The following is a 21,780-nucleotide window of genomic DNA, read 5'->3' as shown; positions in this document are numbered from 1 at the left end:
TTGTCTTTGCATGAAAAATAAAAAATTAAAAAAATGCTTGACTTTTAACACCTAAATATAACTACACTGATTTTAGAGAGGTGGTTAAAAATCAAAAAAAGAATAACTTTTAATCATAACACAAATAAAAGAAGAAACATATTCGATTTGACGTAAATTCCGCAAAAAGTGTTTTGCACACAGACATCTTTTTATGAGATAATATCCTCAGATGGAAAAAATTACCGGTAAAAAATTCATTCATAAATTACTATAATCTATACATGAGACATAAATTGCAGGAATTAAGATGGAAACATGGGTGGTCGGAGGAACGGTTAGCAATGGAATCTGGCGTAAGCCGAAGCACAATTTGTAGATTAGAGAATCAGAAAGATATTAATCCGAAGATAGAGGTTGCTTTTAAGCTTGCCAATGCCTTGGATGTAAGCGTAGAGGAGTTATTCTTTTGGTAAAAAAACATTTGTTCGAAAATATAGTTGAAATATTCGAACGTGCGTTCTATAATATTCATAGGACATTTTCGGAAAGATAAAAATTATGGAGGTACTTTGATGGATTTGGTTTTAGAAGATGAGGAAATTCAATGCAGTGAGGAAACAGAAGAAAGATATATCTCTAATGAAGAGTATCGTAGGCGACTGGGCGATTTATTCAGAGGTATTAATGAAAATTATAAATTACGTTGGTTTTATAATTTTGTAGATGAAAAAATAAGGAGTAGCAATTAAGCTACTCCTCTTTTTTATTTTGTTCTGATAAAGCTTTTGCTTGTATCTCTAACATGTTTAACATTTCTGGATTTAATTTTTCAGCATATGCAAGTAAACGCATTAACTGAGGATTTTTACTTGCTCTTGCAAGTGATGCTCCTTGTATATTTATAAACTCCTTATCCAATTTATACCATTTCGCAACATTATCTATTTGGTCTTGAGGAATATCTCCGTTGTTAATCATTTCTACAACTTTAGATTTCGCAAATTCAAAGAAATCATAATGTCTGCTATCTTCGTAATTCATATAAACGTAATGAGAAAATTCGGCTTTTAAATATTTATTCAATTCTGTAGCTATATCTTCCGAACCACTTCTAATTTTTTCCAAACTGTTATAGCGAATAGATACAAGTTCATTGTACGGCAACAGACATTTATATTTTTCTTTTGCTTTGAGAATCTTTGTGTGAAATTGTTCGTGTATTGCACAATCAAATTCGTCAAGAGGGTTGTATTTTTGTCCGCATTCTTTACATTCTATCTCATCAGTTTTACCGTTTAAAAAATCAAGACTTACTTCAAGTGCGTCGGCTATGCGTTGCATTTTATCATCTTTTGGAGTGTATTTTCCGTTTTTCCAATTTGATATTGTGGCAGTTCCTTTTATTCCTGCTAATTGCGTTACCTTGTAATCAGTAAAGCCACGAAAATCACGTATTTTAGCGTATCTTTCATAAGAATAATCGCCCATATTATACCTCTTTCTAAAAATAGATAAGAAAAATAAGCTATTACGTATTGACACACTTACAAAACTATGTTAAAGTACAAACATAGCTTAGAAAAATAAGCTAATCAAAAAGTAATCGCTTGGATTTCTATATTAACTTAGACAGCACTATGAATATATCAGAAATCTAAGCTAATGTCAATATCTTTCAGTAGAAAAGAGGTGGGAAAATGTACGAAAAGTACGCGAAACGCAGGGATGAACTTGGACTCACTGATTATAAGGTGGCTCAAATGAGTGGGGTACTTACCGCAACGCTAAGCGAATGGAAAAAGCATCATGAAACAGGCGGTGCAGCGGGATATCAGCCAAAACTTGAAAAACTTTCTGCTATCGCACTTGCGTTAAATATGAAAGTATCAGATTTAATTGATTAGAAAGGAGAATTTCATGCAAAAGAAAATTCAAGATATGACAGCAGATGAATGCAAAGATGAATTTAAAAAGCTGGTTGATAAAATCACAGATGTGAGGGCTTTACGATTCTTTTACAGATTCGTGTATGAGGTGGCAGCTGACACACCAGAAATATTTAAGGAGGAAGAAGAATGAACGACTTAGAAACAATTAAAATGCAGACACCAATCGAAATTGCGCTTGGTGTTGATGAAAACGGAATGACTACAGCAAGAAAGCTGTATGAGTTCTTGGAGATGGATAAAAGCCATTATTCCAGATGGGTGAAAGCCAATATTGTTGACAATGAATTTGCTACTGAAAATGAGGATTATTTTTACTCGCCATCAATGGCGAATGAAAGTAGCAGAGGAAATTTTGCTGATGATTATAAACTCACAGCCCATTTTGCAAAGAAGCTTTCCATGAAAGGAAATGGAGCGAAAGCAGAAGAAGCACGAGATTATTTCACAACCTTGGAAGAACGTGTGAAACAAAAGGTAATCGACCTCAATCAGTTATCACCGGAGTTACAGATGTTCCAGAAGATTTTCAATTCTGTAGCAGAACAGCAGTTGGAACAGAAACGGCAGGCGGAACAACTGAACCATGTGGAACAGAGAGTTGAGAGTATCCGGGAAGTGGTTGCGCTTGATACAACATCATGGCGTGATGATACTGGAAACATTCTGCGCAAGATCAGCATGGAACTTGGCGGCGGGCAGGCATATAGCCAAGTAAGAGCGGAAAGTTATGAACTGTTGTCAAAGCGAATGGGTGTAAATCTGAAACAACGGCTGACTAATAAGCGCAGGCGCATGGCAGATGAGGGTATCTGTAAATCAGCCAGAGACAAATTATCCTATGTGGATATTATTGCAGAGGACAAGAAATTGGTCGAAGGATATACGGCTATTGTGAAAGAAATGGCAATCAGATACGGAGTTGGAAAAGAATAATAAATATGAGAGGAGACGAAAGAAATGCATGATTTTTATGTCATGGACGGGAAAAAGCTGATTGATTTTAAGCCTAAGCATATTAACTACGCAAGAGCATTTCATAGAAGATATGAAATGATAAACTCTCAAAGCGATATGACCATGCAGGAAATGAAAGAAACCTATCCAGATGAATTTAAAAAAGATCTGTTCTTGCTAATAAAATTGAAATCTACAACAGGTTTTGATGTGTTTAAAAGTGCAGAGTCCGAATTTATCATTGATGAGTTTAGGATTATCAGTGCAATTGACAGTATGATCGGATTATTGACACCGAGAGAGTTCATGAACATGTTTCCTATTGAAAAGTCATTTGATGGAGAAAAATACCAGTGGAAAGATTATTTTTACACTATGGATTATGTTAAGAAGTTCGGGATTGATAAAGTGATCGGAGACAAAGCGGCAGAATTTCTTATGGAATATCAGAATCTTGATGTTGAACGATACATGGTCTACTGGATGGAAGTCGTGAACAGGATGAGTATTGTGCAGGACGGAAAAGACATCTTGCTCGAGTTTATGGAAGAGCAGGGAGTTAAGCCGCACATAATGCATCAGGAAGGCAAATACATGATCGACGATGAAACAGGAGAAAGGTTTGAAATAAAAAGTCCTAAAAAGAAGATGAAAAAACTTTTTTCTATTACATGAGAGGATGCCTATGAAAAAAATAGCAAAAGTATTTGAGATTATCGGATTTTTTATTGCAATCGTTTCAATGTGCTTTGATGTTTCGGAAAAGCCTATTTTGTCAATTCCTATACTTTCAGGCTGGATAGTATTTTTTATTGGCACAAAAGTGGAAGGGGGCTGGCAGGATGCGGAAGAAATTGTCGAAGAACATACGCCATATGTTGAAGATGATGATACGGATGATGGGATTACATACATTACATACGATAATCATGGATCTGAAAATTATATGTGCAAATGAGAATCTTCATTATATTAAAGAAACATTAGAAAAAAAGAAAAGGAATCATCCAAACCGACCAAAGCAGAATGATTCCAAATCAAGCAATAGCATAAGCTATTTGCGTACATTTTAACATACAAAAAGGAGAAATTCAAATATGAATAGAACAATAGAGAATAACATTGTAGAACTTTCAGGAGTAATTACATCAGAGCCTGTATTTAGCCATGAATTTTATGGTGAGAAATTTTACATTATGACACTTGAAGCAAAGAGAACGAGCGGTATTGCAGATGTCGTTCCGCTGACCATTTCTGAACGGTTGTTTAAAGTTGAAGACAAACATGTCGGACTTGCCGTTAATGTATATGGAAGTTTCCGCTCATTCAATGAACATGATGAAACGGGAAATCATTTGATACTATCTGTATTCGTCCAAGATATTGAAGAAATAATTACGAAAGTTAGTGGATTAGACAAAAATGAAATAACTTTAATTGGATTTATCTGTAAAGAACCAATTTACCGTAAAACACCATTTGGAAGAGAGGTTGCGGATGTGCTGCTTGCAGTTGGACGTTATTATGGAAAAACGGACTATATTCCGTGTATTACATGGGGAAGAAACGCTGCATTTTCATCTGGCTTAGAAGTTGGAACAAAAATCAAAATTAAAGGACGTGTTCAAAGCCGTATATACAAAAAGAAGATTTCTGATACAGATTTTGAGGAAAGAATTGCGTATGAGGTTTCTGCAAGCAATATTGAGGTGGCGGATTGATGGAAAAGGGCAATAAAAATTCGGACAGCGTGTGTATACCAAGAGATGAATATGAAAATTTGATTGAATGCAGAACACACATAGATGATGTGTACCAGTACATCACAAGGTGCCACGCAATAAATATCAGATACAGTGGAAAGAAAGCTCTTGGAGTTCCATTGGCTGTGCTTGAATCAGTTAGTGGATATATTGAGAATGAAAATTACTTTGAAAGTTTAAAAAATGGATATGAAGAAAGGATGAAAAAGAAATGCGAATGATTTTGAAATCGTTACATATGGAGAATTTCAAAGGAATTAGGAGCCTTGATGTGAATTTCTCCAACAAGACAAGTATTAAAGGACAGAATGCTGCAGGAAAAACAACAATCTTTGATGCGTTTACATGGCTTCTGTTTAACAAGAACAGTGCCGGAGAGGAAAAGTTCAATGTACGCCCACTGGATAAGGACGGAAAGCGCATTGACAACGTAGAAATTAATGTTGCAGCGGTTCTGGATGTAGACGGCAAGGAAGTGGAACTATCCAAGACGCAGAAACAGAACTGGGTTAAGAAACGTGGTACTGATACTGTTACATTGCAGGGAAATGTCAATTCATTTGAAATTGACGGTTACCCGAAAAGTGAAGCTGATTTCAAAGCTTATGTTTCCGGACTGGCGCAGAGCGAGGATATGTTTAAGCTGTTGACCAATCCGCAGTATTTCTCTTCTCTGAAATGGAAAGAGCAGAGAGATATTCTGATGAAGCTTGTTGCAGAAGTATCAGATGTGGAACTTGCAAAGACAGATGCCAAGTATGCACCACTGGTTGATGAATTAGGAAAAGCGCCGTCTACGGACGATATTCGTGCCAAGTTTTCCAAGGCTCTTACAGAGTGGAAGAAGAAACAGGCTGAAATTCCGGTCCGTATTGATGAAGCCGAGAAATCTAAGGTTGACGTTGACGTGGCGGAGCAGGAACTTGCAAAAGCTGATTTAGAGAGACAGATTACAGGTGTTGATAAAAAGATTGCGGATTCCAGTATTGAAAATGCAATTGGTAATCTGCAGCAGGAAGAGATGCAGTTGCAATTTGAAATGTCTGGCATTATGCAGACTATGAATAGTGAACTGTCCGCAAGGAGAAGAGAACTTAACAATGAAAAGGATTGTGCTGCACGAAAATTTAGTGATTTTCATAATCAGATTCAGATTGCAGAAAATCAGATTAAATTGAATGATAAGTGCATCGCTGATTATGACGAAAAACGTCACAGTTTAGGAACACAGTACAATGCCGAATTTGCCAGGGCATTTGATGAAACACCGTATCTCTTTGATGAATCCAAGTGGGTATTTGACGAATCTACAACGGTTTGCTCTTTATGCGGGCAGACACTTCCGGCTGATAAGATTGAGCAGTTAAAATTAGATTTTGAGGACAGAAAAGAAAAGGCAAAAGCCGATGCCGAGAAGAGGTTGAGAGACGCAATTGCTAATTTCAATGCAAGTAAGCAAGCAACACTTAAGCAACTGATTGCTGATGGGAATAAATACAAATCTGAAATCGAACGTATGAGAAAAGAAAATACAGAATTGCATGAATCCATCAAAAGTTTGAAGGAACAGGAAGTTGCAGCACTTGCATCAAAGAATGATTTTGATAAGAAACTTGCGGAGATTCCGGAATTTTCAGACTATATGCAGAATCCAAAGTATGTAGAGTTGAAAGTGAAACATGATGAAGTTACTGCAAAAATCGAGAATCTGGAAAAATCTAATGATGAAGAAATTTTGGATTCCCTTAAATGTGAAAAATCTGATTTACAGAGCCGGCTTGATGAAGTGAACAGTATCATTGCCAAGGCATCCATGAATGTCGAGATTGACGAGAGAATCGCACAGTTGCAGGCAGAGCAGAAAGAAATCGGACAGAAAGTTGCGGACCAGGAACAGATGCTTTACCTCTTGGAAGAGTTTATACGCTTCAAGCTGGATAAGGTTTCTGAATCTATCAACAGCCATTTCAAGACCGTAAACTTCAAACTCTTTGAAACGCAATTAAATGGCGGACTTAAAGATTGCTGTGAGTGTACCGTAAATGGCGTTCCGTATTCGACTTTGAACAGTGGTCACAGAATCGTAGCCGGACTTGATATTATCCGTTCTCTTAGCGAGTTATACGGCGTGAGCGTACCGATTTTTGTTGATAACGCGGAATCGCTGAATGAGTTCAATGTGCCAGATATGGATGCACAGTTAATTCTTTTGACCGTATCAGAGGACAAACAGTTGAAAGTGGAGGGTGTGTAGGATGAACAGTAAGAATATCAAGCGGCATTTAGGTAACAAACTTCGTGACTGGATGGAGAGCATTGACGATGAGAACGTAAAGGCTGTGGTAAAAGAAAATACCATTATCACAGGTGGCGCCTTGGTTTCCCTTTTAACAGGGGAGACTGTGCATGACTACGATGTATATTTCAGAACAAAAGATGCGTGTATTGCGGTTGCGAAATACTATGTTGATAAGTGGAACGATATGCACAAAGATAAACCGGTCACTCTTATGTGGGGGAAAGAATTGGCAAAAGCGACTGGTAGTGATAATGGTTCGGTAAAATGTTTTGTCCGTTCCAAAGGAATTGCAGATGAGGATGAAGTGGAAGGAAATTCCGTTTCTTACAATTTTGATTCTACAGCCGAGGAAGATGAAGCAGTTGGAATGGAGCACGAACAGGAAGAAACGGATTCAGATTCTAAAGAAAAATACAGACCGCGCTTTATTACGAGCAACGCAATAAGCCTTTCAAACAAGATTCAGATTGTTACAAGGTTCTATGGAGAAGTAGAGGAAATTCATAAGAATTATGATTTCGTTCATTGCACCTGTGCATGGAGTTCGTGGGATAACGAGGTATTTCTTCCACCTAAGGCGTTGGAGTGCATCATTAACAAGGAATTGTATTATGTAGGCTCTAAATATCCGCTTTGCTCTATTATTCGCACAAGGAAGTACATTGAGCGCGGCTATCATATCAACGCTGGTCAGTATGTAAAAATGTGTATGCAGTTAAATGAGCTGGATTTGAAAGATGTAAAAGTCTTGGAAGAACAGCTGACCGGTGTAGATACAACTTATTTTCAGATGATGGTCGAAGCATTGCAGAAACACATGGAAGAGACTGGCGATTCCAAGGTTGACACAATGTATGCAATGGAATTGATAAATAAATTATTTTAGATAGTGAGGTATCAGAATGAATTATATCAAAGCAAAATTCCCAAACAGCACCAGAAGTTATACATACCGCACCGAGGATTCTGTAAAAGCCGGTGACACGGTTGTAAATGCCAAAGGTGCAAAGTTAATCGTCACGGATGAATCTGTGGATATGAAGTGGGTGGAAATCTACGGTGCTGACAAGGTGGCAGTTGTGAAGAAATATGAAGCGCCGGAAAAACGGTACATTGTCGAGCGTGAGTTTGAACACGCAGGCTACAAATGTGTTGTCATATTTGGAAGTATCGGGCACAGATGCGGTTATGTCGGCATTCCAAAGAATCATCCATTATACGGAAAGGATTACAGTGATTACCTTGAAATCAAGAAAGCCGATGTCGGGGACAGAGAAGTAAGCGGGATTTTTCCTTTGCTTGGTGCTTGTCTGGATGAAGATGAAAGGATACGCATTGAAGCATACTTTCAGTGTCACGGTGGTATTACATACGCAGGCGGTGGAGAGCATTCAAGTTATCCAATCGAGAGTGATTTGTGGTGGTTCGGATTTGATTGCGGACATGCAGGAGATAAGTCGGATTTGGATTATGCGATGCAGAAGTTTCCGAGCCATAGAAAAGAGTATCAACTACGAAAAATGGTTGAAAGTAAATATCCGATTGATGATGTTATCTGCACCGAAGAATATGTTGCGGATGAGTGCAAGAATTTAGCGGAGCAGTTAAAAGAATTTGAAGAAAGCGAGGAAAAATAATTATGGCAGAAAACAACAGTTTAGAGGTACAGAAAGTCAACACTGCGGTCAGTCAGTGGACTAATTCAATCACGAATCTTGTTACAAAGGATTTTGAGTTATGTGGCGTGCCATATGATGATTATTCAAAACAGTGCGCCATGTCAGCTATGACAAGTATTTATCAGCTTGTTAAGGACAGCGACAAAATCAAGGACTTAAACAATCTTGATAAGTCAAATCTGCGTGAGGTTGTCGGTCAGTGCGCAAGCCTTAAACTTAATGCAAATGCAGTGCCGAGAGAGTGCTATTTTCAGCTTAGAACAAAGAAGTCCGGAGACAACTATGTGCAGGTCGTTGAAATGGGGATCGAGGGAGACGGCAACGATGCATTACTTCGTAACTACGGAGAGAATGTTGATACCGTATATCCTTGTTGGCTTGTTAAAGAGGGCGATGAATTTTCATATCCAAAGCATAAAGGTATCGAAATGACACCGCCAGAGTGGGAAGAAATGGGACAGTCGCAGAAAGTTGTCCGTGTTGTTTATCCTCTGAAATTAAAGGACGGCACATTTCAGTATCTGATTGCAGAGAGAGACGGTGTAAAAGTCAATCTGTTTGCCCATGTGCGCAACAATCTGATGAATGAGACTTTTGGCATCTGCCAGAATCGTTACAAAGCATCGGCGGAACAGTTAGGCAAAATCAAGACAAAGAAAGAAGAGATTTTCGACGCTTTGAGAAAATGCGCAACCGTTGATGAAATGTTGGAATGTGAAGTTGCAAAGCCTTATATCAGCGCAGCATGGCTTGATACGCCAGAATCTATGATTGTTCGCAAGATGCGTAACAATGCAATCAAGAAGTATCGCAAGGACTTTAACAGTATGGCAAAGCAGTCATTCAATCAGCTTGATGAAACCTATGTGCAAACGCAGGAAGAAATTGCAGAGAATGCTAATTCCGAGGATTTCCAGGTTGACCAGGAAGTTGCAGAAACCGTGGAGGAACCTAAGATGGCACAGCCAGAGAAAGTAGCCGGAGAAGTCGTTGAGAATGACGAGAACGTGCCAGACTTTATGAAGGACTAGGAGGTTGCCATGAGAGTTATATCACAGGACGGAACAATTGATGTTCCTTATGAGCAGGTTGTTATTCAGCGTTTTAACCGAGTAATATACTTTCTCAATAAAAATTTAACTGGTGTGGAGTCAGTTATAAACGATATGGAAATGGCTTCATACTCAACCGAAGAAAAAGCCAAGAAAGCTATGGAAATGCTTAGAGAAAAATATCTGACAAGAATGGAACTTGATGGCGGTTTTGACCATGTAAACAAAGTATATGTACAGCCGAATTATTGGGTGCTTCCTAAAGTATTTCAGTTCCCGGCAGAGGAAGAATTGGAGTAGCCTATGGAAGTCTTATCATTTTTAGACGCAGTGCAATGTGGAAGTTGTTAGGGCAGACACGAAGCATTATTGACGTAAGGAGAGAATTTTTTTGACAGATAAAGAAAAAGAAGAATTGAAAGCAGAAATCCTGAAAGAAGTTGAGAAATCACTTAGAGGAAAGGTAATAAGAGAGGATGTTTCCACAACGCTTAAAGAGCCAAGGGAGTATTGGTTTGTAAAGAGAACTGTTGATGGAAAGAGCCAAGATGGACTAATGCGAACGGTTATTGACAGCGTTACTTCATGGGCGATGTGGGAACTTATACGAAAACTGACTTGTTATATATGCGGTAAAAGTTATGTTCGTCACTTGGCAAATGAGGGAGAGATTGCAAATGAAATCTGCGATACTCTTTGCCAGACAGTATATGACTTACGGGTAAAGTACATATCTGAATCAAAAGGCGGTGATGGTGATGAAACTTAAAGTTTTAGGTTCCGGTTCATCCGGTAACTGCTACATACTGGAGAATGACAACGAAGCATTGATAATCGAAGCCGGGTTGCCATTTATGGAAGTCAAGAAAGCATTGGATTTCAATGTGAGGAAGATTAAGGCGGTCATTATAACCCATATCCATTCTGACCACCATTTACATTGGTTTGAGTATGCAAGAGCAGGAATACCAGTATTTGAACCGTTCAGAAATGAAGGACAAAGTCTTGAATTTGACAATTCGCAGTTTAGAATAAGGGCTTTTCCAAACATGTCAAAAGATGGTCATTGGTTCCATGGAAATAATGACGGTTCGGAGTGTCCTTGTTATGGATTCTATATTGAGCATCCGGACATTGGAAGTCTTGTCTACGTGACAGATACAGAATGCGTCCGTTGGCGGTTCTCCAATGTAAATCATATACTCGCAGAAGCCAATTACAGCGATGATTTGATTGACAATGAAGCTGTCAACCGCGAACATGTTTTAAGAGGTCACATGAGCCTGCAAACGGCTCTGGACTTCATATCTACTAACGATAATCCGGCATTGAGAAATGTCGTTCTACTACACTTATCAGATAAAAACGCCGATTCGGCACAATTTCTACAAAAGACAAGAGAAACAATTAAATATGGCGCAGATTGTTACATAGCAGAAAAAGGATTAGAGGTCGATTTGAACCTTTGTCCGTTCACGTAGGTTGAAACACCTTTGCGAAAGCATAAAAGAAACCCATTCATGCGGACATGGCTATTTGGTAAGGAAAATAATATATCACGAAATTTTATTGAAAGCCATGGAATACCAACAAGGCGGTTGCAATCCCCCTGTGGCCGCCGGAAAGGAGGAAAACTTTGAAGTATGCAATTCAAAGAAATGGAAAATCAGATTTAGTTAATAGCGACACAGTTCTCTTGAATGATGGAGAAATGCTTAGAAAAGAATATGTTGTGCGACTTATTTACGATAACGGATTTAAGAAAACTGTAGTAGCAGAAGAAGTTTTTGATAAAGAACCAACAGAGGAACAAATTATTTGGTGTTTAAAAACACATCAAGAAGCTACGTTTGCAGTAGTTGTCAATAGATATGTTATCAAAGGTTATTCAGAATTGCCGTTTAACTAAATTTTTATCCTTTGTTGTTAATTTGTCCGCTGATGCAATAAAAACTCGTCTACGGTCAAATTACAAAGCCACAGAGGTATTTTGAGAGGAAGTGATGAAGTGAAATTGATAGAAGATAAAGGACAACAGGCGGATAAACATATTCAGAAAAAACAATTTTTTGAAGATAATGATATTGAAGTTTACAGACTTCCTTTGCCGGTTGGTGATTACATAGTTGTTAATGAAAAGGTTCAGGATGTAATAGACAGAAAAGCAAGGCGAAACACGGAAGTGAAAAAAATGGATTTCCTTGGAAGCTACGATGTGTCGGTAGACACCAAGAAAGATATGCAGGAGATTGTCGGGAATATCTGCGGAAAGCAACACGCGAGGTTCAGGGATGAATGTATCTTGGCACAGAACAACGGAATTAAGTTGTATGTATTGATTGAGAATACAGATGGAGTGAAATCTATTGATGATGTATTCCGTTGGCAGAATCCACGGATGCACCGATACAACAAAATTGCTTATATGCACAATATTGGAAAGTGGCTGAACGTAGCGTTACCGAAAGCAAAACCAACATCCGGTGAGACGCTTGCAAAGGCGATGTTGACCATGCAGCTTAAGTATGGTGTTGAGTTTGTATTTTGCCGACCAGAGAACGCAGGCGCAAAGGTTATCGAATTACTTGGAGGAAAAGAGGATGGCGGAGAATAAGCGATACTATTGGCTTAAATTGATGGATGACTTCTTCGACAGTAAGAGAATTAAAAAGCTACGAAAGATGGCAGGTGGAGATACATATACCATCATCTATTTAAAAATGCAGTTGTTATCGCTAAAAAAAGGCGGTTACCTGGAATACTCCGGCTTAGAAGATGAATTTTACAAAGAAATCGCCCTTGATATTGACGAGGACGAGATTAATGTTCAAGTCACAATTCAGTATCTTTTATCATGTGGATTACTGGAAACATCTGACAATATCGAGTACATCATGCCATTTGTGCAAGATAACCTAGGAAGTGAGACCGCAAGTACTAGAAGAAGTCGGAAATCTAGGGAAAATGCACAAAAAATGTTGCAATGCAACGCTGTTGAAGCGGAGCGCAACAATTTGCAACAAAATTGCAATGTAGAGATAGATACAGAGAAAGACATAGATACAGATATAGAGAAAGAAAATACAAAAGAAAGCTCGCTTGCCAGTTCATTCAATGCAGAGCAGGCGTGGATTGATACATTTGACAAATATCCTAAAAAATCAGCAGCAGTAAAAGCGAAGCAAGTGTGGATGGAAAAACTATTAGGAGTGCTTGAACCAAATCGAAAGGATGTTGCAAAGCTTATTTACTATGCGACGGTTGATTACATAAAGGATTATGCGAAACGAGAGCCAAATGATACGACATTTAGATATATTCCGAAGTATTCAGATTGGCTTGTTGATGACTGTGATTATTGGATAAGAAAAGTTGAAGAGAAACAGAAAATACGAGGTGGTGAAAGTTGACAGAAGCTGAAACAGGTGTGATTGGCTGCGTTTTGATTGATAACGTTTCAATGAATAAGATTTATAACACGTTAAAACCACAGATGTTTGAATCGGAATTTTGCCAAGACGCATTTGCTGAAATGTTAACCATGTACGACCGTGGAGATAATATCAATGTAATGTCTTTATCGCAGGCACTTGAAAATCATAAATGGTCACCAGAAGTAATTGGAGAGGAATTAAAGGATTGTACATTGTCAGCACCGACATCCGTTTCCATCAAAAGCTATGCGGAAACCATTGTTCGAGATTACAGGGCAAGGACAGTAAAGGAATTGTTTCATAGGTCGAGTTTAAGGCCTTGTGATATTGATAATACAATTGCAGAGGTTTTAATAAGGCTTGAAGAATTGCAAGCGGGTAAGGACGTTCAATCAAAATCATTGAAGCAAATTGTGCAAGAAAATAAGGACAAGTACTTCAATGAGCGTGTTGGAGAGGGCGGTATAAAAACCGGATTCTACAAATTAGATGATTGCCTTGGATGTCTTGAAGGTGGAGATGTGACTGTAATCGGTGCACGACCTGGTGTTGGTAAATCAGCATTGGTTACGCAAATAATTGGTCAAATAGCAAAAAAAGGAAACAGAATAGGTTATTTCAACCTTGAAATGAATGAATCACAAGTGTACGAGCGATTTGTTGCCAGATTGGCAGAATTAAGCCTTACAAGAGTTAGGCGTGCAACATCATTTTTAGGTGGCGAGAAAGAAGCGTTTGACAGAGCTAATGAAGAAATGTGTGGATATGATGTCACAATTTCAACCGGAGCTAAAACAGTAAGTGATATTAAGGCAGAATGCAGGCATCAGCAATTTGATGTTATTATCATCGACTATTTGCAGTTGATAAAGGCAGATAGAAAATTTGCAAACAGAGCGTCAGAGGTTGGAGATATTTCAAAGGCAATTAAAGCACTGGCAATGGAGCTGCATGTACCAATTATTCTTCTATCACAGTTGAATCGAACTTCTGAAATAAGAGATACAAAAGAGCCTACAATGTCAGAGCTTCGAGAATCTGGCGATATTGAGCAGGATGCATCAAATATTATTCTTCTTTGGAATGTATCGGAAAACAGGAAGTACAAAGGCTTAAAGGTTGAAAAGCAACGACAAGGCGAACCAATGAGAGAAGGACTTGAATTTGATGGAGAACATATGAGGTTCATTGAACGCCCGGAGCCATTTGAAAAGTTCTCTTCCAGAGTGAAACAACTTGAACGGAGTATGCAAGATTTTGAAGATATTGACAATTCGCCTTTTGATGATTGGGATGGTTGATTATGGCAAGTAAAAAATTTGAAAAAGGTTCGGAAGAATGGATGTTCTTTAATGATTATTACAAATTTCGGCAGAAGTATTATGAAGCTGACGACGGAGAAGAATGGTTCGCAGGAATGATGAAAGCAGGAGAATCACTAATAGAAAAATACGCACAGACAAATATAGCTAAATATGTTCAAAGTCTCATATTTAGTCACTTTGAGGACGTAGAAAGGAGATGGAAAAGTAAATGAGTAACGCGTTAAGACGTAAATCCAGAAAGATGCAGCCCTTGGGTTATTCAAAGAAAGAGCTGGTTGGAATCCAAAACTATGCGAAGAACAAAAGAAATACGGATTTTTTAATCGAGGAATCCTTTTTGAATTTGCAGTTAATAGCATTTCAAATTCTTCATGATAAGTTCGGATTTGGAAATCGAAGAATCATTAAAGTCGAGAATATTACTTCCGAATATTTAAAAACGACGGCAGCAGGTGGACTTTCAACAGAACAGTTACAGTTCTTCATGAAAGAGAAGTGTGGAATTGATGTTAAGGAGGAAGCTAACAAGGTTCCTTTCAGAGAGAGATTTAGTCTTGTTGAAAGAAAGGTTGCGGCTAGTTCAATGCCGTCCGCCGGGAAATATTTAACAGCATCAATCTGTAATTATTTTTCTCTTATTGGAGTGTGCTTAAAAACAAGTTTTGGCTTTTCGAAGAATAAAATTTCTGAGCTGTTTGAATGGATTCGATATTACATTAATAGTATTTCAAAAGGGTACGAAACCATGACAGGTGTAGCAAGTGTGCTGGCGTATGAGTGCAAGTACATTGATAAGCGATTCGCAGGAAAGACATACGAAATTTAGAAATGAGATTTTTTTGATTTTTCTCTTTGCAAATGAAATGTGTCATGGGAACGGATTTCTATTAATGAGGCAGACAGATTAGGTTGATTTCGATGCCTGTGCCAAGAGTTTTCAGAATGGTGTTTATGATTGATTTGGCAAGTTGAATAGCCTTGTCCGACCTCATGTAGAATGTGCCAATAGTGTTTAGTATTTCGTGATTGCAATGTGATTGAGTAACATGTTGCTTGCAGTACGACAAAATAAGATTGGTCGATATGGTTTCTCTCTTTTTGAGTAAACATTTTTAAATTCCTTTCGTGGGAAATAAGCCTGAAACGGCAAGAAATAGTAACAAGATAAATTTAGCATAATGTGAATTATAAATCAAGGAGTAACAATGTACACAGATATAATAAAAAGCCTTGTAACACTTCCGGCAACGGATTTGAATTTCACGGCAGACTTAAAAAGAGCAACATCGAATCAGATTCGCATAGCGGTAGAGACGATGGAGCGGAACGGCGGGAAGAACAAGACAAGGATTGCAGCATGTAAACGAGAATTGAAACGGAGGGATAGATAACGTGGAGAGATTAACAAAGATAAGTGCGGTGGGAGAGCATTTACCCCAAAAGCCATTGAATTTAACCCATAAATCAGATTCGTCAGAGAGCAATCTGACAGAAATTATTGAAAAATTGGGAAATTACGAGGATGCCGAGGAACAGGGATTGCTTCTGCGGTTGCCGTGCAAGGTGGGAGATACAGTTTGGCAGATAATGATTAGCGGAATGAATAGAAAAGAGAAGAAACTTCTGTATGGAATTTATGAAGCGACAGTTACGGAAGTGTCTGTGGATTTTTATAGGAATTTGCTGATTTCTACAATTACGAATGATACAAAAAAGTGCAAAAACAAAGTAACTATATCGGCAATAGGAGAAACAATTTTTCTCGACCGAGAGGAAGCCGAAGCCAAGCTGAAAGAAATGGAGGGAAAGTCATGGATAAAATTGATAAAGAAAGGCCACAGACCAATGCAGACCAAATCCGGAGCATGACGGATGATGAGTTGGCGAACGCATTTATGCAATGTAGTAATATTTCAATGAGCAAGAATGATTGGCTTAGATGGTTGCAGGAAGAAAGCGAGGAAAAGCATGGAACAGGAGGGCGAACGATGGGAAGATTAATTGATGCGGATGCGTTTGAAAGGTCGGTTATGCGTAGTGATGCGGAGGATATGCAAGACGTAATTTACGCTTTGCGTGATTATCCGACCGCCTATGATCCGGATAAGGTTGTGCAGCAGTTGGAAGATAGAAAAAGCCTTATGCTGGAAACACTTAAAATTTCAGAAGCAGACATTGATAGAGGAAGAATTTACGGAATGGACAAAGCAATCGAGATTGTGAAAGGCGGTGGTGTAGATGCCAATTAAACCAGAAAATCGGAAAAGATATCCGGCAAACTGGAAAGACATACGAAAAGATATCCTTAAACGGGCAGACAATAAATGCGAATTTTGTGGAATTGAGAATTATGCTATCCGCGAAAATGGCTCAAAAGTTGTCCTGACAATAGCGCATTTAGACCATACACCGGAAAATTGCGATTACAGTAATCTTAGAGCGTTATGCCAGAGATGCCACAACAGATATGATGCAAAACACAGGGCAGAAACGAGAAGAAAGGCAGGTGTGATAGGTGGCAATTAAACCGATTTTATTCAATACAGAAATGGTTCGGGCAATTCTGGACGGACGGAAGACTTGCACCAGACGGTTGGTAAAGCCACAGCCTAAATCAAGGCTGTGTTACACATTCGCAGGAAGTGATTCTGACACATGGGGATATCCAAATAGAACAGCACATGAAATATGGGGAGAAGAATTTAAACTTCCAAACGATATTACAGAGGAAGAATTGAGTAAACGATGGAATCCACCATATCACACAGGTGATATCCTGTATGTCCGGGAAACATGGCAATGTTGGCGAGCACACCGATACGAAGCAACTGCTGACATAAGATTTAGAGCAGGCGGAGATGATGTGAGGTTGCAATTTGCAAATGGAAATACAGATTCCATAAACCGATTAGACTATGACACATTTGTGCATAAGTGGTTCAGTCATAATGGTGAGTGGAAACCATCATTATTTATGCCAAAAGAAGCGGCGCGAATCTGGCTCCGCGTTACGGACGTGAGAATTGAGCGGTTGCAGGAGATTACCATTGACGGTATTCGCAATGAGGGGCTTTCTTCTATGGCAGTTCATGCCGGAGACATGGAGATTGCAATGGAAGAGTGGAAAAACCTTTGGAACAGCACCATCAAGAAATCCGACCTTGACAGCTACAGTTGGGATGCATCGCCGTGGGTATGGGTTATCGAGTTTGAGAAGTGTGAGAAGCCGGAAGGAGTGTGAGGTATGGCTAAAGCAGTATTAGTTATGGATGACATGCCAGAGTGTTGTGCAGATTGTCATTGCGGATACTTTGAAAGAGACACCAAGGAACTTAATCTGGTATGTGGTGCTACAGGAGAGGATGCGAACAATGTCGGGAAGCCGGATTGGTGTCCACTTCGGGAACTTCCAGAGAAAATGAAAGTTTGCGGAAGATATCCGCAGCCTGATGGAATTACACCATCGTATAAGATTGGCTGGAATGCTTGTTTAGATGAAATTATATCAGAAAGAAAGGAATAACGAATCCTCGGTAAACCGAGGTTGTATTGAAGCTAAAGTTACGAAGTTGATACATAAAGCAATGGGGAAGTGAGTAGGCTGAAAAAATGTCTTTAAAGTACGTTAAAAAACGCTCGGCACGATTGCTATCCACGATACATGGATTTGTAGCGTGGTGTTATGACAAAAAAGAAACTAAAAGTATGTTGGGTAAGCGCAGGAATTTCAAGTTTTATGGCAGGGTATCTTGCCGGAGACGTGGACGAATGGATTTACATTGATATCGCCGACCAGCAGGAGGACAGTATCAGATTCATTAAGGATTGCGAAAAGGCAATCGGAAAGGAAGTCAAAATACTGAAATCAAGTCAGTACAGTTGTGTAGAGGATTGTGTGAGAGCATTTGGGGGATTTAGAAACCCGGCGAATGGATTCGCACCATGCACTAACTGGTTAAAAAAGAGAGTGAGAAAAGAGTGGGAAGAACAGCACCGGGATTGTGAGTTGACTTACGTTTGGGGATTTGACCTTAAGGAAAAGGACAGAGCCGAACGAACCGTTGAAGCCAATCCGCAGGCTACACACGAATTTCCGCTTATAGAAAGCAACCTCTCAAAAGAAGAGGTACATGGATTGTTTGAACGGACTTTTGATTTTGCCCGACCTTGGATGTACCAAAAAGGATATCCAAACAACAATTGCATTGGATGTATCAAGGGCGGTATGGGATATTGGAATCGGATTCGAAAAGATTTCCCGGAAGTATTCGAGAGCCGGGCGAAGTTGGAAAGGTTGGTAGGCTATTCAATCCTTAAGGACGGTAAAGGGAATCCGGTATATCTGGATGAACTGGACCCGGACAGAGGTAACATGAACACAGAAATTTTCCCGGATTGCGGGATAATGTGCTATTTAGCACAGTGAATTAGGAGGTAGAAAAATGGTAAGACCAGATGGAACTGAAATTGCAAAAGTAATACAGGTAATTGAAACAAAGGCAAAAAGAGGTATTGGAACAAAAAAAGACCCAGTAAGAGAGGTTACTCAATACTGGGACTTCGATGGAAATTTTTTGGCAGAAATGGATGCAGAGCATTGTATGGTGATTATAGAGCATGATACAAAAGCTGTTAAGGAATCTATTTAGGTTCCATAGAACCAGCGTCTTCGGTAATTAGAATCATGCTAATGAAGTAAACTGTTGCCTGAATAAACGATTTCATATCATTAACATCTCGGTCTTCTTGCTTCCGAATATAGTGAGCTTCATCATTACCTATCCAAGCAGACCGAGTAGCTAATGTTTTTATATTAGGAGAATCAATAAAGTTTTTGATACAAGCTGCAAGTGGCATAGATTTGATTTTTTCTTCGGCATCCGGATTTTCATGTATTGCAAAATCTTTTATTAGGAATTCAAGGGATTTCCTGTAACCAATACCTGCAATTTCATCAAGACCAGATGTTTCAGCAGCAAGGGCTTGATTATATATTTTGTCAAATTGTGGTGAAAGTTTAACGATTTTATTATCAAAAGCCGTTTTTACAAATTTTATTGGTTCAACATAACGAAATGTGGCAGCGTTATAGGTGATGGAACTGACATGATAAGTAGGATCGAAAACTAGATAGTGAGCAATAAATGGAGAAGTACAGTGTCTACAAAAATAAACAACACTAGCACATATAGTTGAATCCGATAATTCATAGATACAAGCAAAAATTGGTAGAGGGGCAATAGATTTGTGACATAAAGGACATTCTGTAATATCTTTATCGTCAATTTTGATTTCGCTATTTCGTGAATCAATCATATTTTTAGCTGTAATAGTATGTAACATAAAAAAACCTCCTTTTTGACAATATTTTACATCGGTTAAAAAGGAATAACAAGTATAAGAAAGGAGACGGAACCTATCCGGATAAAAGGCGCGCTGGGTTCCTTTTGAAAAGAATGAAAAATAGTGAATTAAAAGAATATCTGAATAGTTTTCCAGATGATGCGCAAGTAAGCGTTATCTTGACGAATCCAAAGAAGAGAAAAGTGTATGATATAGTCAATGCAATGTGCATCACGGATTTTGACCAACCGGTATTTTGTATTGAGGTTGGAAAGGAATCCAATATGGACGCAGAGCTTGTGGCAGCATGTAAAGAATGTGAGCAGGATGCAGAGAAACTAGCGGGGCAAATGCAGATTGAGGATTTCCCAGAGGTGCTGCCATGATAAAAGGAGAATTAATAGTAGACAATTTTGCCGGCGGGGGAGGTGCTTCCACCGGGATTGAGTTAGCCACAGGTTATAGCGTGGATATTGCCATTAACCACGACCCAGAAGCAATCCGGATGCACAAGGCAAATCATCCGAACACAAAACACTATTGTGAAAACGTGTGGGCAGTGGACCCAGTAAAGGCTTGTGGTGGGCATCCGGTAGCACTAGCCTGGTTCTCGCCGGACTGTAAGCATTTTTCTAAAGCCAAGGGTGGAAAACCGAAAGATAAAAATATTCGTGGTCTTGCATGGGTAGCCTGCAGGTGGGCGGGACTTGTCCGACCGAGAGTGATTATGCTGGAGAATGTCGAAGAATTTAAGACATGGGGTCCGTTGAACCGACGGCACCATCCAATCAAGAGTAAGCAGGGCAAGACATTTGAACGGTTTATCCAGCAGCTTACAGATTTAGGCTATGAAGTGCAGTTCAAGGAGTTGATTGCCGCTGACTACGGCGCACCCACCATGCGAAAGAGATTTTTTATGATTGCGCGGTGTGACGGCAAGCCGATTGTTTGGCCAGAGCCAACGCACGGACCGGCAGACAGCGAAGCGGTAAAAGCAGGACTGTTGAAACCCTATGTTGGAGCGTACACACAGATTGATTTCAGCCGGCCATGCCCGAGCATTTTTGACACTTCGGAAGAAATCAAGGAAAAGTACGGCATCCGGGCGGTACGTCCGCTGGCAAAGAAAACAATGGATCGGATTGCAAGAGGCTTGAAAAAGTTCGTTCTTGATAATCCGGAACCATTTATCATTCAATGCAACCACGGTGGAGAGCGCAGACCGAACGATATCCGGGAACCGATGCCAACCATTACTGGAAAGCACGGATATGGAATCGTGGAGCCGTATATGGTACAGATTGGGCAAACTGGATTTACAAAAGACCGAAGCAAGGATGTACGGGAACCACTGACAACGATTGTGAGCAAGAATGAACATTGTCTTATCAGTCCAACGCTTATACAGTATCATTCCGAGACAGCACGGGGAGAAGTCAGAGGGCAGACAATTGAAGACCCGATAATGACGGTTGATAGTTCAAATCGTTATGGACTTGTCACATCATTTTTGAGCAAATTTTATAAGAGTGGCACAGGGCAAGATTTGCGAGAACCATTGCATACAATTACAACATCAGCCGGACATTTCGGAGAAGTCAGAGCATTTTTGATTAAATACTATGGAGATGCCACAGGACAGGATATAGAGCAACCACTTGATACGGTTACAACAAAGGATAGATTTGGTCTAGTAACAATCGAGGGTGTGGATTATCAGATTGTGGATATCGGACTTCGGATGTTAGAGCCAAGAGAGCTGTATGGATGTCAAGGATTCCCAGGTGATTACATAATTGACCATGATTATACAGGAAAGACATACCCAAGAAGTGAACAAGTGCGTAGATGCGGCAATGCGGTATGCCCGCCGATCCCAGCAGCACTTGTAAAAGCAAACTTGCCAGAGCTGTGCGTGGCAGAGCGCACACCGAACATGAAGATAGAAGCAGAGCAGACCGGACAGCTCCGGTTTGCGTGATAAATTAGACTTTATGGAG

34 protein-coding genes are annotated in these 21,780 nt (G+C 39.4%); 32 read left to right on the top strand and 2 right to left on the bottom strand.

What is annotated here, in order from left to right:
- Positions 1 to 275 precede the first annotated feature (275 nt).
- Positions 276 to 455 carry a helix-turn-helix transcriptional regulator gene (locus BIV16_RS07060; protein ID WP_159435897.1) on the top strand — a complete coding sequence of 60 codons (180 nt, stop codon included), beginning with the start codon at positions 276 to 278 and terminating at the stop codon, positions 453 to 455.
- Positions 456 to 554: 99 nt separating this feature from the next.
- Entirely contained in the window at positions 555 to 731 is a 177-nt protein-coding gene (locus BIV16_RS07055; protein WP_159435898.1) for a hypothetical protein, read from the top strand.
- A gap of 1 nt (position 732) precedes the next feature.
- On the opposite strand, the gene BIV16_RS07050 is transcribed toward BIV16_RS07055, so the two are convergent.
- Positions 733 to 1,470 (bottom strand): helix-turn-helix domain-containing protein, encoded by a 738-nt coding sequence (locus BIV16_RS07050; protein WP_075678509.1) that lies wholly within the window; start codon positions 1,468 to 1,470, stop codon positions 733 to 735.
- A gap of 209 nt (positions 1,471 to 1,679) precedes the next feature.
- Here BIV16_RS07050 and BIV16_RS07045 point away from each other — a divergent pair, with 209 nt between their 5' ends.
- From BIV16_RS07045 to BIV16_RS06910, 28 genes are all read left to right on the top strand, one after another.
- Entirely contained in the window at positions 1,680 to 1,886 is a 207-nt protein-coding gene (locus tag BIV16_RS07045; protein ID WP_075678510.1) for a helix-turn-helix domain-containing protein, read from the top strand.
- A 13-nt stretch (positions 1,887 to 1,899) separates the two neighbouring features.
- Positions 1,900 to 2,061 carry a hypothetical protein gene (locus tag BIV16_RS07040; RefSeq protein WP_159435899.1) on the top strand — a complete coding sequence of 54 codons (162 nt, stop codon included), beginning with the start codon at positions 1,900 to 1,902 and terminating at the stop codon, positions 2,059 to 2,061.
- Positions 2,058 to 2,864: an antA/AntB antirepressor family protein gene (locus tag BIV16_RS07035; protein ID WP_083624969.1), complete on the top strand. Its 807-nt coding sequence runs from the start codon at positions 2,058 to 2,060 to the stop codon at positions 2,862 to 2,864. Before BIV16_RS07040 ends, BIV16_RS07035 begins: the two co-directional genes overlap by 4 nt.
- A 24-nt stretch (positions 2,865 to 2,888) precedes the next feature.
- Positions 2,889 to 3,560 carry a hypothetical protein gene (locus BIV16_RS07030; RefSeq protein WP_075678511.1) on the top strand — a complete coding sequence of 224 codons (672 nt, stop codon included), beginning with the start codon at positions 2,889 to 2,891 and terminating at the stop codon, positions 3,558 to 3,560.
- Positions 3,561 to 3,570: 10 nt separating this feature from the next.
- Positions 3,571 to 3,843, top strand: a complete 273-nt coding sequence (locus tag BIV16_RS07025; protein ID WP_075678512.1) for a hypothetical protein — start codon at positions 3,571 to 3,573, stop codon at positions 3,841 to 3,843.
- 139 nt (positions 3,844 to 3,982) lie between these two features.
- Entirely contained in the window at positions 3,983 to 4,606 is a 624-nt protein-coding gene (locus tag BIV16_RS07020) for a single-stranded DNA-binding protein (protein WP_075678513.1), read from the top strand.
- Positions 4,606 to 4,869 carry a hypothetical protein gene (locus BIV16_RS07015; protein WP_075678514.1) on the top strand — a complete coding sequence of 88 codons (264 nt, stop codon included), beginning with the start codon at positions 4,606 to 4,608 and terminating at the stop codon, positions 4,867 to 4,869. Before BIV16_RS07020 ends, BIV16_RS07015 begins: the two co-directional genes overlap by 1 nt.
- Entirely contained in the window at positions 4,860 to 6,902 is a 2,043-nt protein-coding gene (locus tag BIV16_RS07010) for an AAA family ATPase (protein WP_075678515.1), read from the top strand. The genes BIV16_RS07015 and BIV16_RS07010 overlap by 10 nt, the downstream gene beginning before the upstream one ends.
- Before the next feature lies 1 nt (position 6,903).
- Entirely contained in the window at positions 6,904 to 7,833 is a 930-nt protein-coding gene (locus BIV16_RS07005) for a hypothetical protein (RefSeq protein ID WP_075678516.1), read from the top strand.
- A gap of 16 nt (positions 7,834 to 7,849) precedes the next feature.
- Entirely contained in the window at positions 7,850 to 8,584 is a 735-nt protein-coding gene (locus BIV16_RS07000) for a hypothetical protein (protein WP_075678517.1), read from the top strand.
- Positions 8,585 to 8,586: 2 nt separating this feature from the next.
- The gene (locus BIV16_RS06995) at positions 8,587 to 9,657 is read left to right on the top strand and encodes a recombinase RecT (protein WP_075678518.1); all 1,071 of its coding nucleotides are present in this window, start codon (positions 8,587 to 8,589) and stop codon (positions 9,655 to 9,657) included.
- A 9-nt stretch (positions 9,658 to 9,666) separates the two neighbouring features.
- Entirely contained in the window at positions 9,667 to 9,978 is a 312-nt protein-coding gene (locus tag BIV16_RS06990) for a hypothetical protein (protein ID WP_075678519.1), read from the top strand.
- 91 nt (positions 9,979 to 10,069) lie between these two features.
- On the top strand, positions 10,070 to 10,447 hold the full coding sequence (locus BIV16_RS06985; protein WP_075678520.1) for a hypothetical protein: 378 nt from the start codon (positions 10,070 to 10,072) through the stop codon (positions 10,445 to 10,447).
- Positions 10,437 to 11,159: an MBL fold metallo-hydrolase gene (locus BIV16_RS06980; RefSeq protein ID WP_075678521.1), complete on the top strand. Its 723-nt coding sequence runs from the start codon at positions 10,437 to 10,439 to the stop codon at positions 11,157 to 11,159. Before BIV16_RS06985 ends, BIV16_RS06980 begins: the two co-directional genes overlap by 11 nt.
- Positions 11,160 to 11,314: 155 nt before the next feature.
- On the top strand, positions 11,315 to 11,587 hold the full coding sequence (locus tag BIV16_RS06975) for a hypothetical protein (RefSeq protein WP_075678522.1): 273 nt from the start codon (positions 11,315 to 11,317) through the stop codon (positions 11,585 to 11,587).
- Between the two features lie 99 nt (positions 11,588 to 11,686).
- A complete protein-coding gene (locus BIV16_RS06970; protein ID WP_075678523.1) occupies positions 11,687 to 12,292 on the top strand; it encodes an ERCC4 domain-containing protein in 606 nt (201 codons plus the stop codon).
- On the top strand, positions 12,279 to 13,088 hold the full coding sequence (locus tag BIV16_RS06965; RefSeq protein WP_075678524.1) for a phage replisome organizer N-terminal domain-containing protein: 810 nt from the start codon (positions 12,279 to 12,281) through the stop codon (positions 13,086 to 13,088). Before BIV16_RS06970 ends, BIV16_RS06965 begins: the two co-directional genes overlap by 14 nt.
- The gene (locus BIV16_RS06960) at positions 13,085 to 14,413 is read left to right on the top strand and encodes a replicative DNA helicase (RefSeq protein ID WP_075678525.1); all 1,329 of its coding nucleotides are present in this window, start codon (positions 13,085 to 13,087) and stop codon (positions 14,411 to 14,413) included. The genes BIV16_RS06965 and BIV16_RS06960 overlap by 4 nt, the downstream gene beginning before the upstream one ends.
- Positions 14,414 to 14,415: 2 nt before the next feature.
- Positions 14,416 to 14,649 carry a hypothetical protein gene (locus BIV16_RS06955; RefSeq protein WP_075678526.1) on the top strand — a complete coding sequence of 78 codons (234 nt, stop codon included), beginning with the start codon at positions 14,416 to 14,418 and terminating at the stop codon, positions 14,647 to 14,649.
- A complete protein-coding gene (locus BIV16_RS06950; RefSeq protein WP_075678527.1) occupies positions 14,646 to 15,263 on the top strand; it encodes a hypothetical protein in 618 nt (205 codons plus the stop codon). The genes BIV16_RS06955 and BIV16_RS06950 overlap by 4 nt, the downstream gene beginning before the upstream one ends.
- A 379-nt stretch (positions 15,264 to 15,642) precedes the next feature.
- Positions 15,643 to 15,828, top strand: a complete 186-nt coding sequence (locus BIV16_RS06945) for a hypothetical protein (RefSeq protein ID WP_075678528.1) — start codon at positions 15,643 to 15,645, stop codon at positions 15,826 to 15,828.
- 1 nt (position 15,829) lies between these two features.
- A complete protein-coding gene (locus BIV16_RS06940) occupies positions 15,830 to 16,306 on the top strand; it encodes a hypothetical protein (protein ID WP_075678529.1) in 477 nt (158 codons plus the stop codon).
- The gene (locus tag BIV16_RS06935) at positions 16,249 to 16,686 is read left to right on the top strand and encodes a hypothetical protein (RefSeq protein WP_075678530.1); all 438 of its coding nucleotides are present in this window, start codon (positions 16,249 to 16,251) and stop codon (positions 16,684 to 16,686) included. Before BIV16_RS06940 ends, BIV16_RS06935 begins: the two co-directional genes overlap by 58 nt.
- A complete protein-coding gene (locus tag BIV16_RS06930; protein WP_075678531.1) occupies positions 16,676 to 16,963 on the top strand; it encodes an HNH endonuclease in 288 nt (95 codons plus the stop codon). The genes BIV16_RS06935 and BIV16_RS06930 overlap by 11 nt, the downstream gene beginning before the upstream one ends.
- Positions 16,953 to 17,678 carry a hypothetical protein gene (locus BIV16_RS06925; RefSeq protein ID WP_083624973.1) on the top strand — a complete coding sequence of 242 codons (726 nt, stop codon included), beginning with the start codon at positions 16,953 to 16,955 and terminating at the stop codon, positions 17,676 to 17,678. The genes BIV16_RS06930 and BIV16_RS06925 overlap by 11 nt, the downstream gene beginning before the upstream one ends.
- A gap of 3 nt (positions 17,679 to 17,681) precedes the next feature.
- Positions 17,682 to 17,960: a hypothetical protein gene (locus BIV16_RS06920; protein ID WP_075678532.1), complete on the top strand. Its 279-nt coding sequence runs from the start codon at positions 17,682 to 17,684 to the stop codon at positions 17,958 to 17,960.
- Between the two features lie 159 nt (positions 17,961 to 18,119).
- On the top strand, positions 18,120 to 18,863 hold the full coding sequence (locus BIV16_RS06915) for a hypothetical protein (protein WP_075678533.1): 744 nt from the start codon (positions 18,120 to 18,122) through the stop codon (positions 18,861 to 18,863).
- Positions 18,864 to 18,879: 16 nt separating this feature from the next.
- A complete protein-coding gene (locus tag BIV16_RS06910; protein ID WP_075678534.1) occupies positions 18,880 to 19,086 on the top strand; it encodes a hypothetical protein in 207 nt (68 codons plus the stop codon).
- Here the strand turns inward: BIV16_RS06910 and BIV16_RS06905 are convergent.
- Positions 19,079 to 19,780, bottom strand: coding sequence for a DUF4145 domain-containing protein (locus BIV16_RS06905; RefSeq protein ID WP_083624975.1), 702 nt, complete (start codon positions 19,778 to 19,780; stop codon positions 19,079 to 19,081). The two genes, BIV16_RS06910 and BIV16_RS06905, sit on opposite strands and share 8 nt — an antisense overlap.
- Before the next feature lie 104 nt (positions 19,781 to 19,884).
- Here BIV16_RS06905 and BIV16_RS06900 point away from each other — a divergent pair, with 104 nt between their 5' ends.
- A complete protein-coding gene (locus BIV16_RS06900; protein ID WP_143524674.1) occupies positions 19,885 to 20,166 on the top strand; it encodes a hypothetical protein in 282 nt (93 codons plus the stop codon).
- Entirely contained in the window at positions 20,163 to 21,761 is a 1,599-nt protein-coding gene (locus tag BIV16_RS06895; protein WP_075678536.1) for a DNA cytosine methyltransferase, read from the top strand. The genes BIV16_RS06900 and BIV16_RS06895 overlap by 4 nt, the downstream gene beginning before the upstream one ends.
- Positions 21,762 to 21,780: the final 19 nt, after the last annotated feature.

The sequence above is a fragment of the Roseburia sp. 831b genome, from assembly GCF_001940165.2.
Lineage (GTDB): Bacteria > Bacillota > Clostridia > Lachnospirales > Lachnospiraceae > Roseburia.
Note: the sequence above shows the minus strand (reverse complement) of the source record. Positions and strands in the feature narration are given on the sequence as shown.

Coding starts and splice junctions, on each gene's coding strand:
- BIV16_RS06995 (WP_075678518.1), top strand. CDS start 8,587: ATGGCAGAAAACAACAGTTTAGAGGTACAGAAAGTCAACACTGCGGTC.
- BIV16_RS06915 (WP_075678533.1), top strand. CDS start 18,120: ATGACAAAAAAGAAACTAAAAGTATGTTGGGTAAGCGCAGGAATTTCA.
- BIV16_RS06910 (WP_075678534.1), top strand. CDS start 18,880: ATGGTAAGACCAGATGGAACTGAAATTGCAAAAGTAATACAGGTAATT.
- BIV16_RS07030 (WP_075678511.1), top strand. CDS start 2,889: ATGCATGATTTTTATGTCATGGACGGGAAAAAGCTGATTGATTTTAAG.
- BIV16_RS06955 (WP_075678526.1), top strand. CDS start 14,416: ATGGCAAGTAAAAAATTTGAAAAAGGTTCGGAAGAATGGATGTTCTTT.
- BIV16_RS07000 (WP_075678517.1), top strand. CDS start 7,850: ATGAATTATATCAAAGCAAAATTCCCAAACAGCACCAGAAGTTATACA.
- BIV16_RS06935 (WP_075678530.1), top strand. CDS start 16,249: ATGGATAAAATTGATAAAGAAAGGCCACAGACCAATGCAGACCAAATC.
- BIV16_RS06930 (WP_075678531.1), top strand. CDS start 16,676: ATGCCAATTAAACCAGAAAATCGGAAAAGATATCCGGCAAACTGGAAA.
- BIV16_RS06980 (WP_075678521.1), top strand. CDS start 10,437: ATGAAACTTAAAGTTTTAGGTTCCGGTTCATCCGGTAACTGCTACATA.
- BIV16_RS06950 (WP_075678527.1), top strand. CDS start 14,646: ATGAGTAACGCGTTAAGACGTAAATCCAGAAAGATGCAGCCCTTGGGT.
- BIV16_RS06990 (WP_075678519.1), top strand. CDS start 9,667: ATGAGAGTTATATCACAGGACGGAACAATTGATGTTCCTTATGAGCAG.
- BIV16_RS06895 (WP_075678536.1), top strand. CDS start 20,163: ATGATAAAAGGAGAATTAATAGTAGACAATTTTGCCGGCGGGGGAGGT.
- BIV16_RS07040 (WP_159435899.1), top strand. CDS start 1,900: ATGCAAAAGAAAATTCAAGATATGACAGCAGATGAATGCAAAGATGAA.
- BIV16_RS07015 (WP_075678514.1), top strand. CDS start 4,606: ATGGAAAAGGGCAATAAAAATTCGGACAGCGTGTGTATACCAAGAGAT.
- BIV16_RS06905 (WP_083624975.1), bottom strand. CDS start 19,780: ATGTTACATACTATTACAGCTAAAAATATGATTGATTCACGAAATAGC.
- BIV16_RS07010 (WP_075678515.1), top strand. CDS start 4,860: ATGCGAATGATTTTGAAATCGTTACATATGGAGAATTTCAAAGGAATT.
- BIV16_RS07055 (WP_159435898.1), top strand. CDS start 555: ATGGATTTGGTTTTAGAAGATGAGGAAATTCAATGCAGTGAGGAAACA.
- BIV16_RS07025 (WP_075678512.1), top strand. CDS start 3,571: ATGAAAAAAATAGCAAAAGTATTTGAGATTATCGGATTTTTTATTGCA.
- BIV16_RS07045 (WP_075678510.1), top strand. CDS start 1,680: ATGTACGAAAAGTACGCGAAACGCAGGGATGAACTTGGACTCACTGAT.
- BIV16_RS07050 (WP_075678509.1), bottom strand. CDS start 1,470: ATGGGCGATTATTCTTATGAAAGATACGCTAAAATACGTGATTTTCGT.
- BIV16_RS07020 (WP_075678513.1), top strand. CDS start 3,983: ATGAATAGAACAATAGAGAATAACATTGTAGAACTTTCAGGAGTAATT.
- BIV16_RS06920 (WP_075678532.1), top strand. CDS start 17,682: ATGGCTAAAGCAGTATTAGTTATGGATGACATGCCAGAGTGTTGTGCA.
- BIV16_RS06945 (WP_075678528.1), top strand. CDS start 15,643: ATGTACACAGATATAATAAAAAGCCTTGTAACACTTCCGGCAACGGAT.
- BIV16_RS06965 (WP_075678524.1), top strand. CDS start 12,279: ATGGCGGAGAATAAGCGATACTATTGGCTTAAATTGATGGATGACTTC.
- BIV16_RS07005 (WP_075678516.1), top strand. CDS start 6,904: ATGAACAGTAAGAATATCAAGCGGCATTTAGGTAACAAACTTCGTGAC.
- BIV16_RS07035 (WP_083624969.1), top strand. CDS start 2,058: ATGAACGACTTAGAAACAATTAAAATGCAGACACCAATCGAAATTGCG.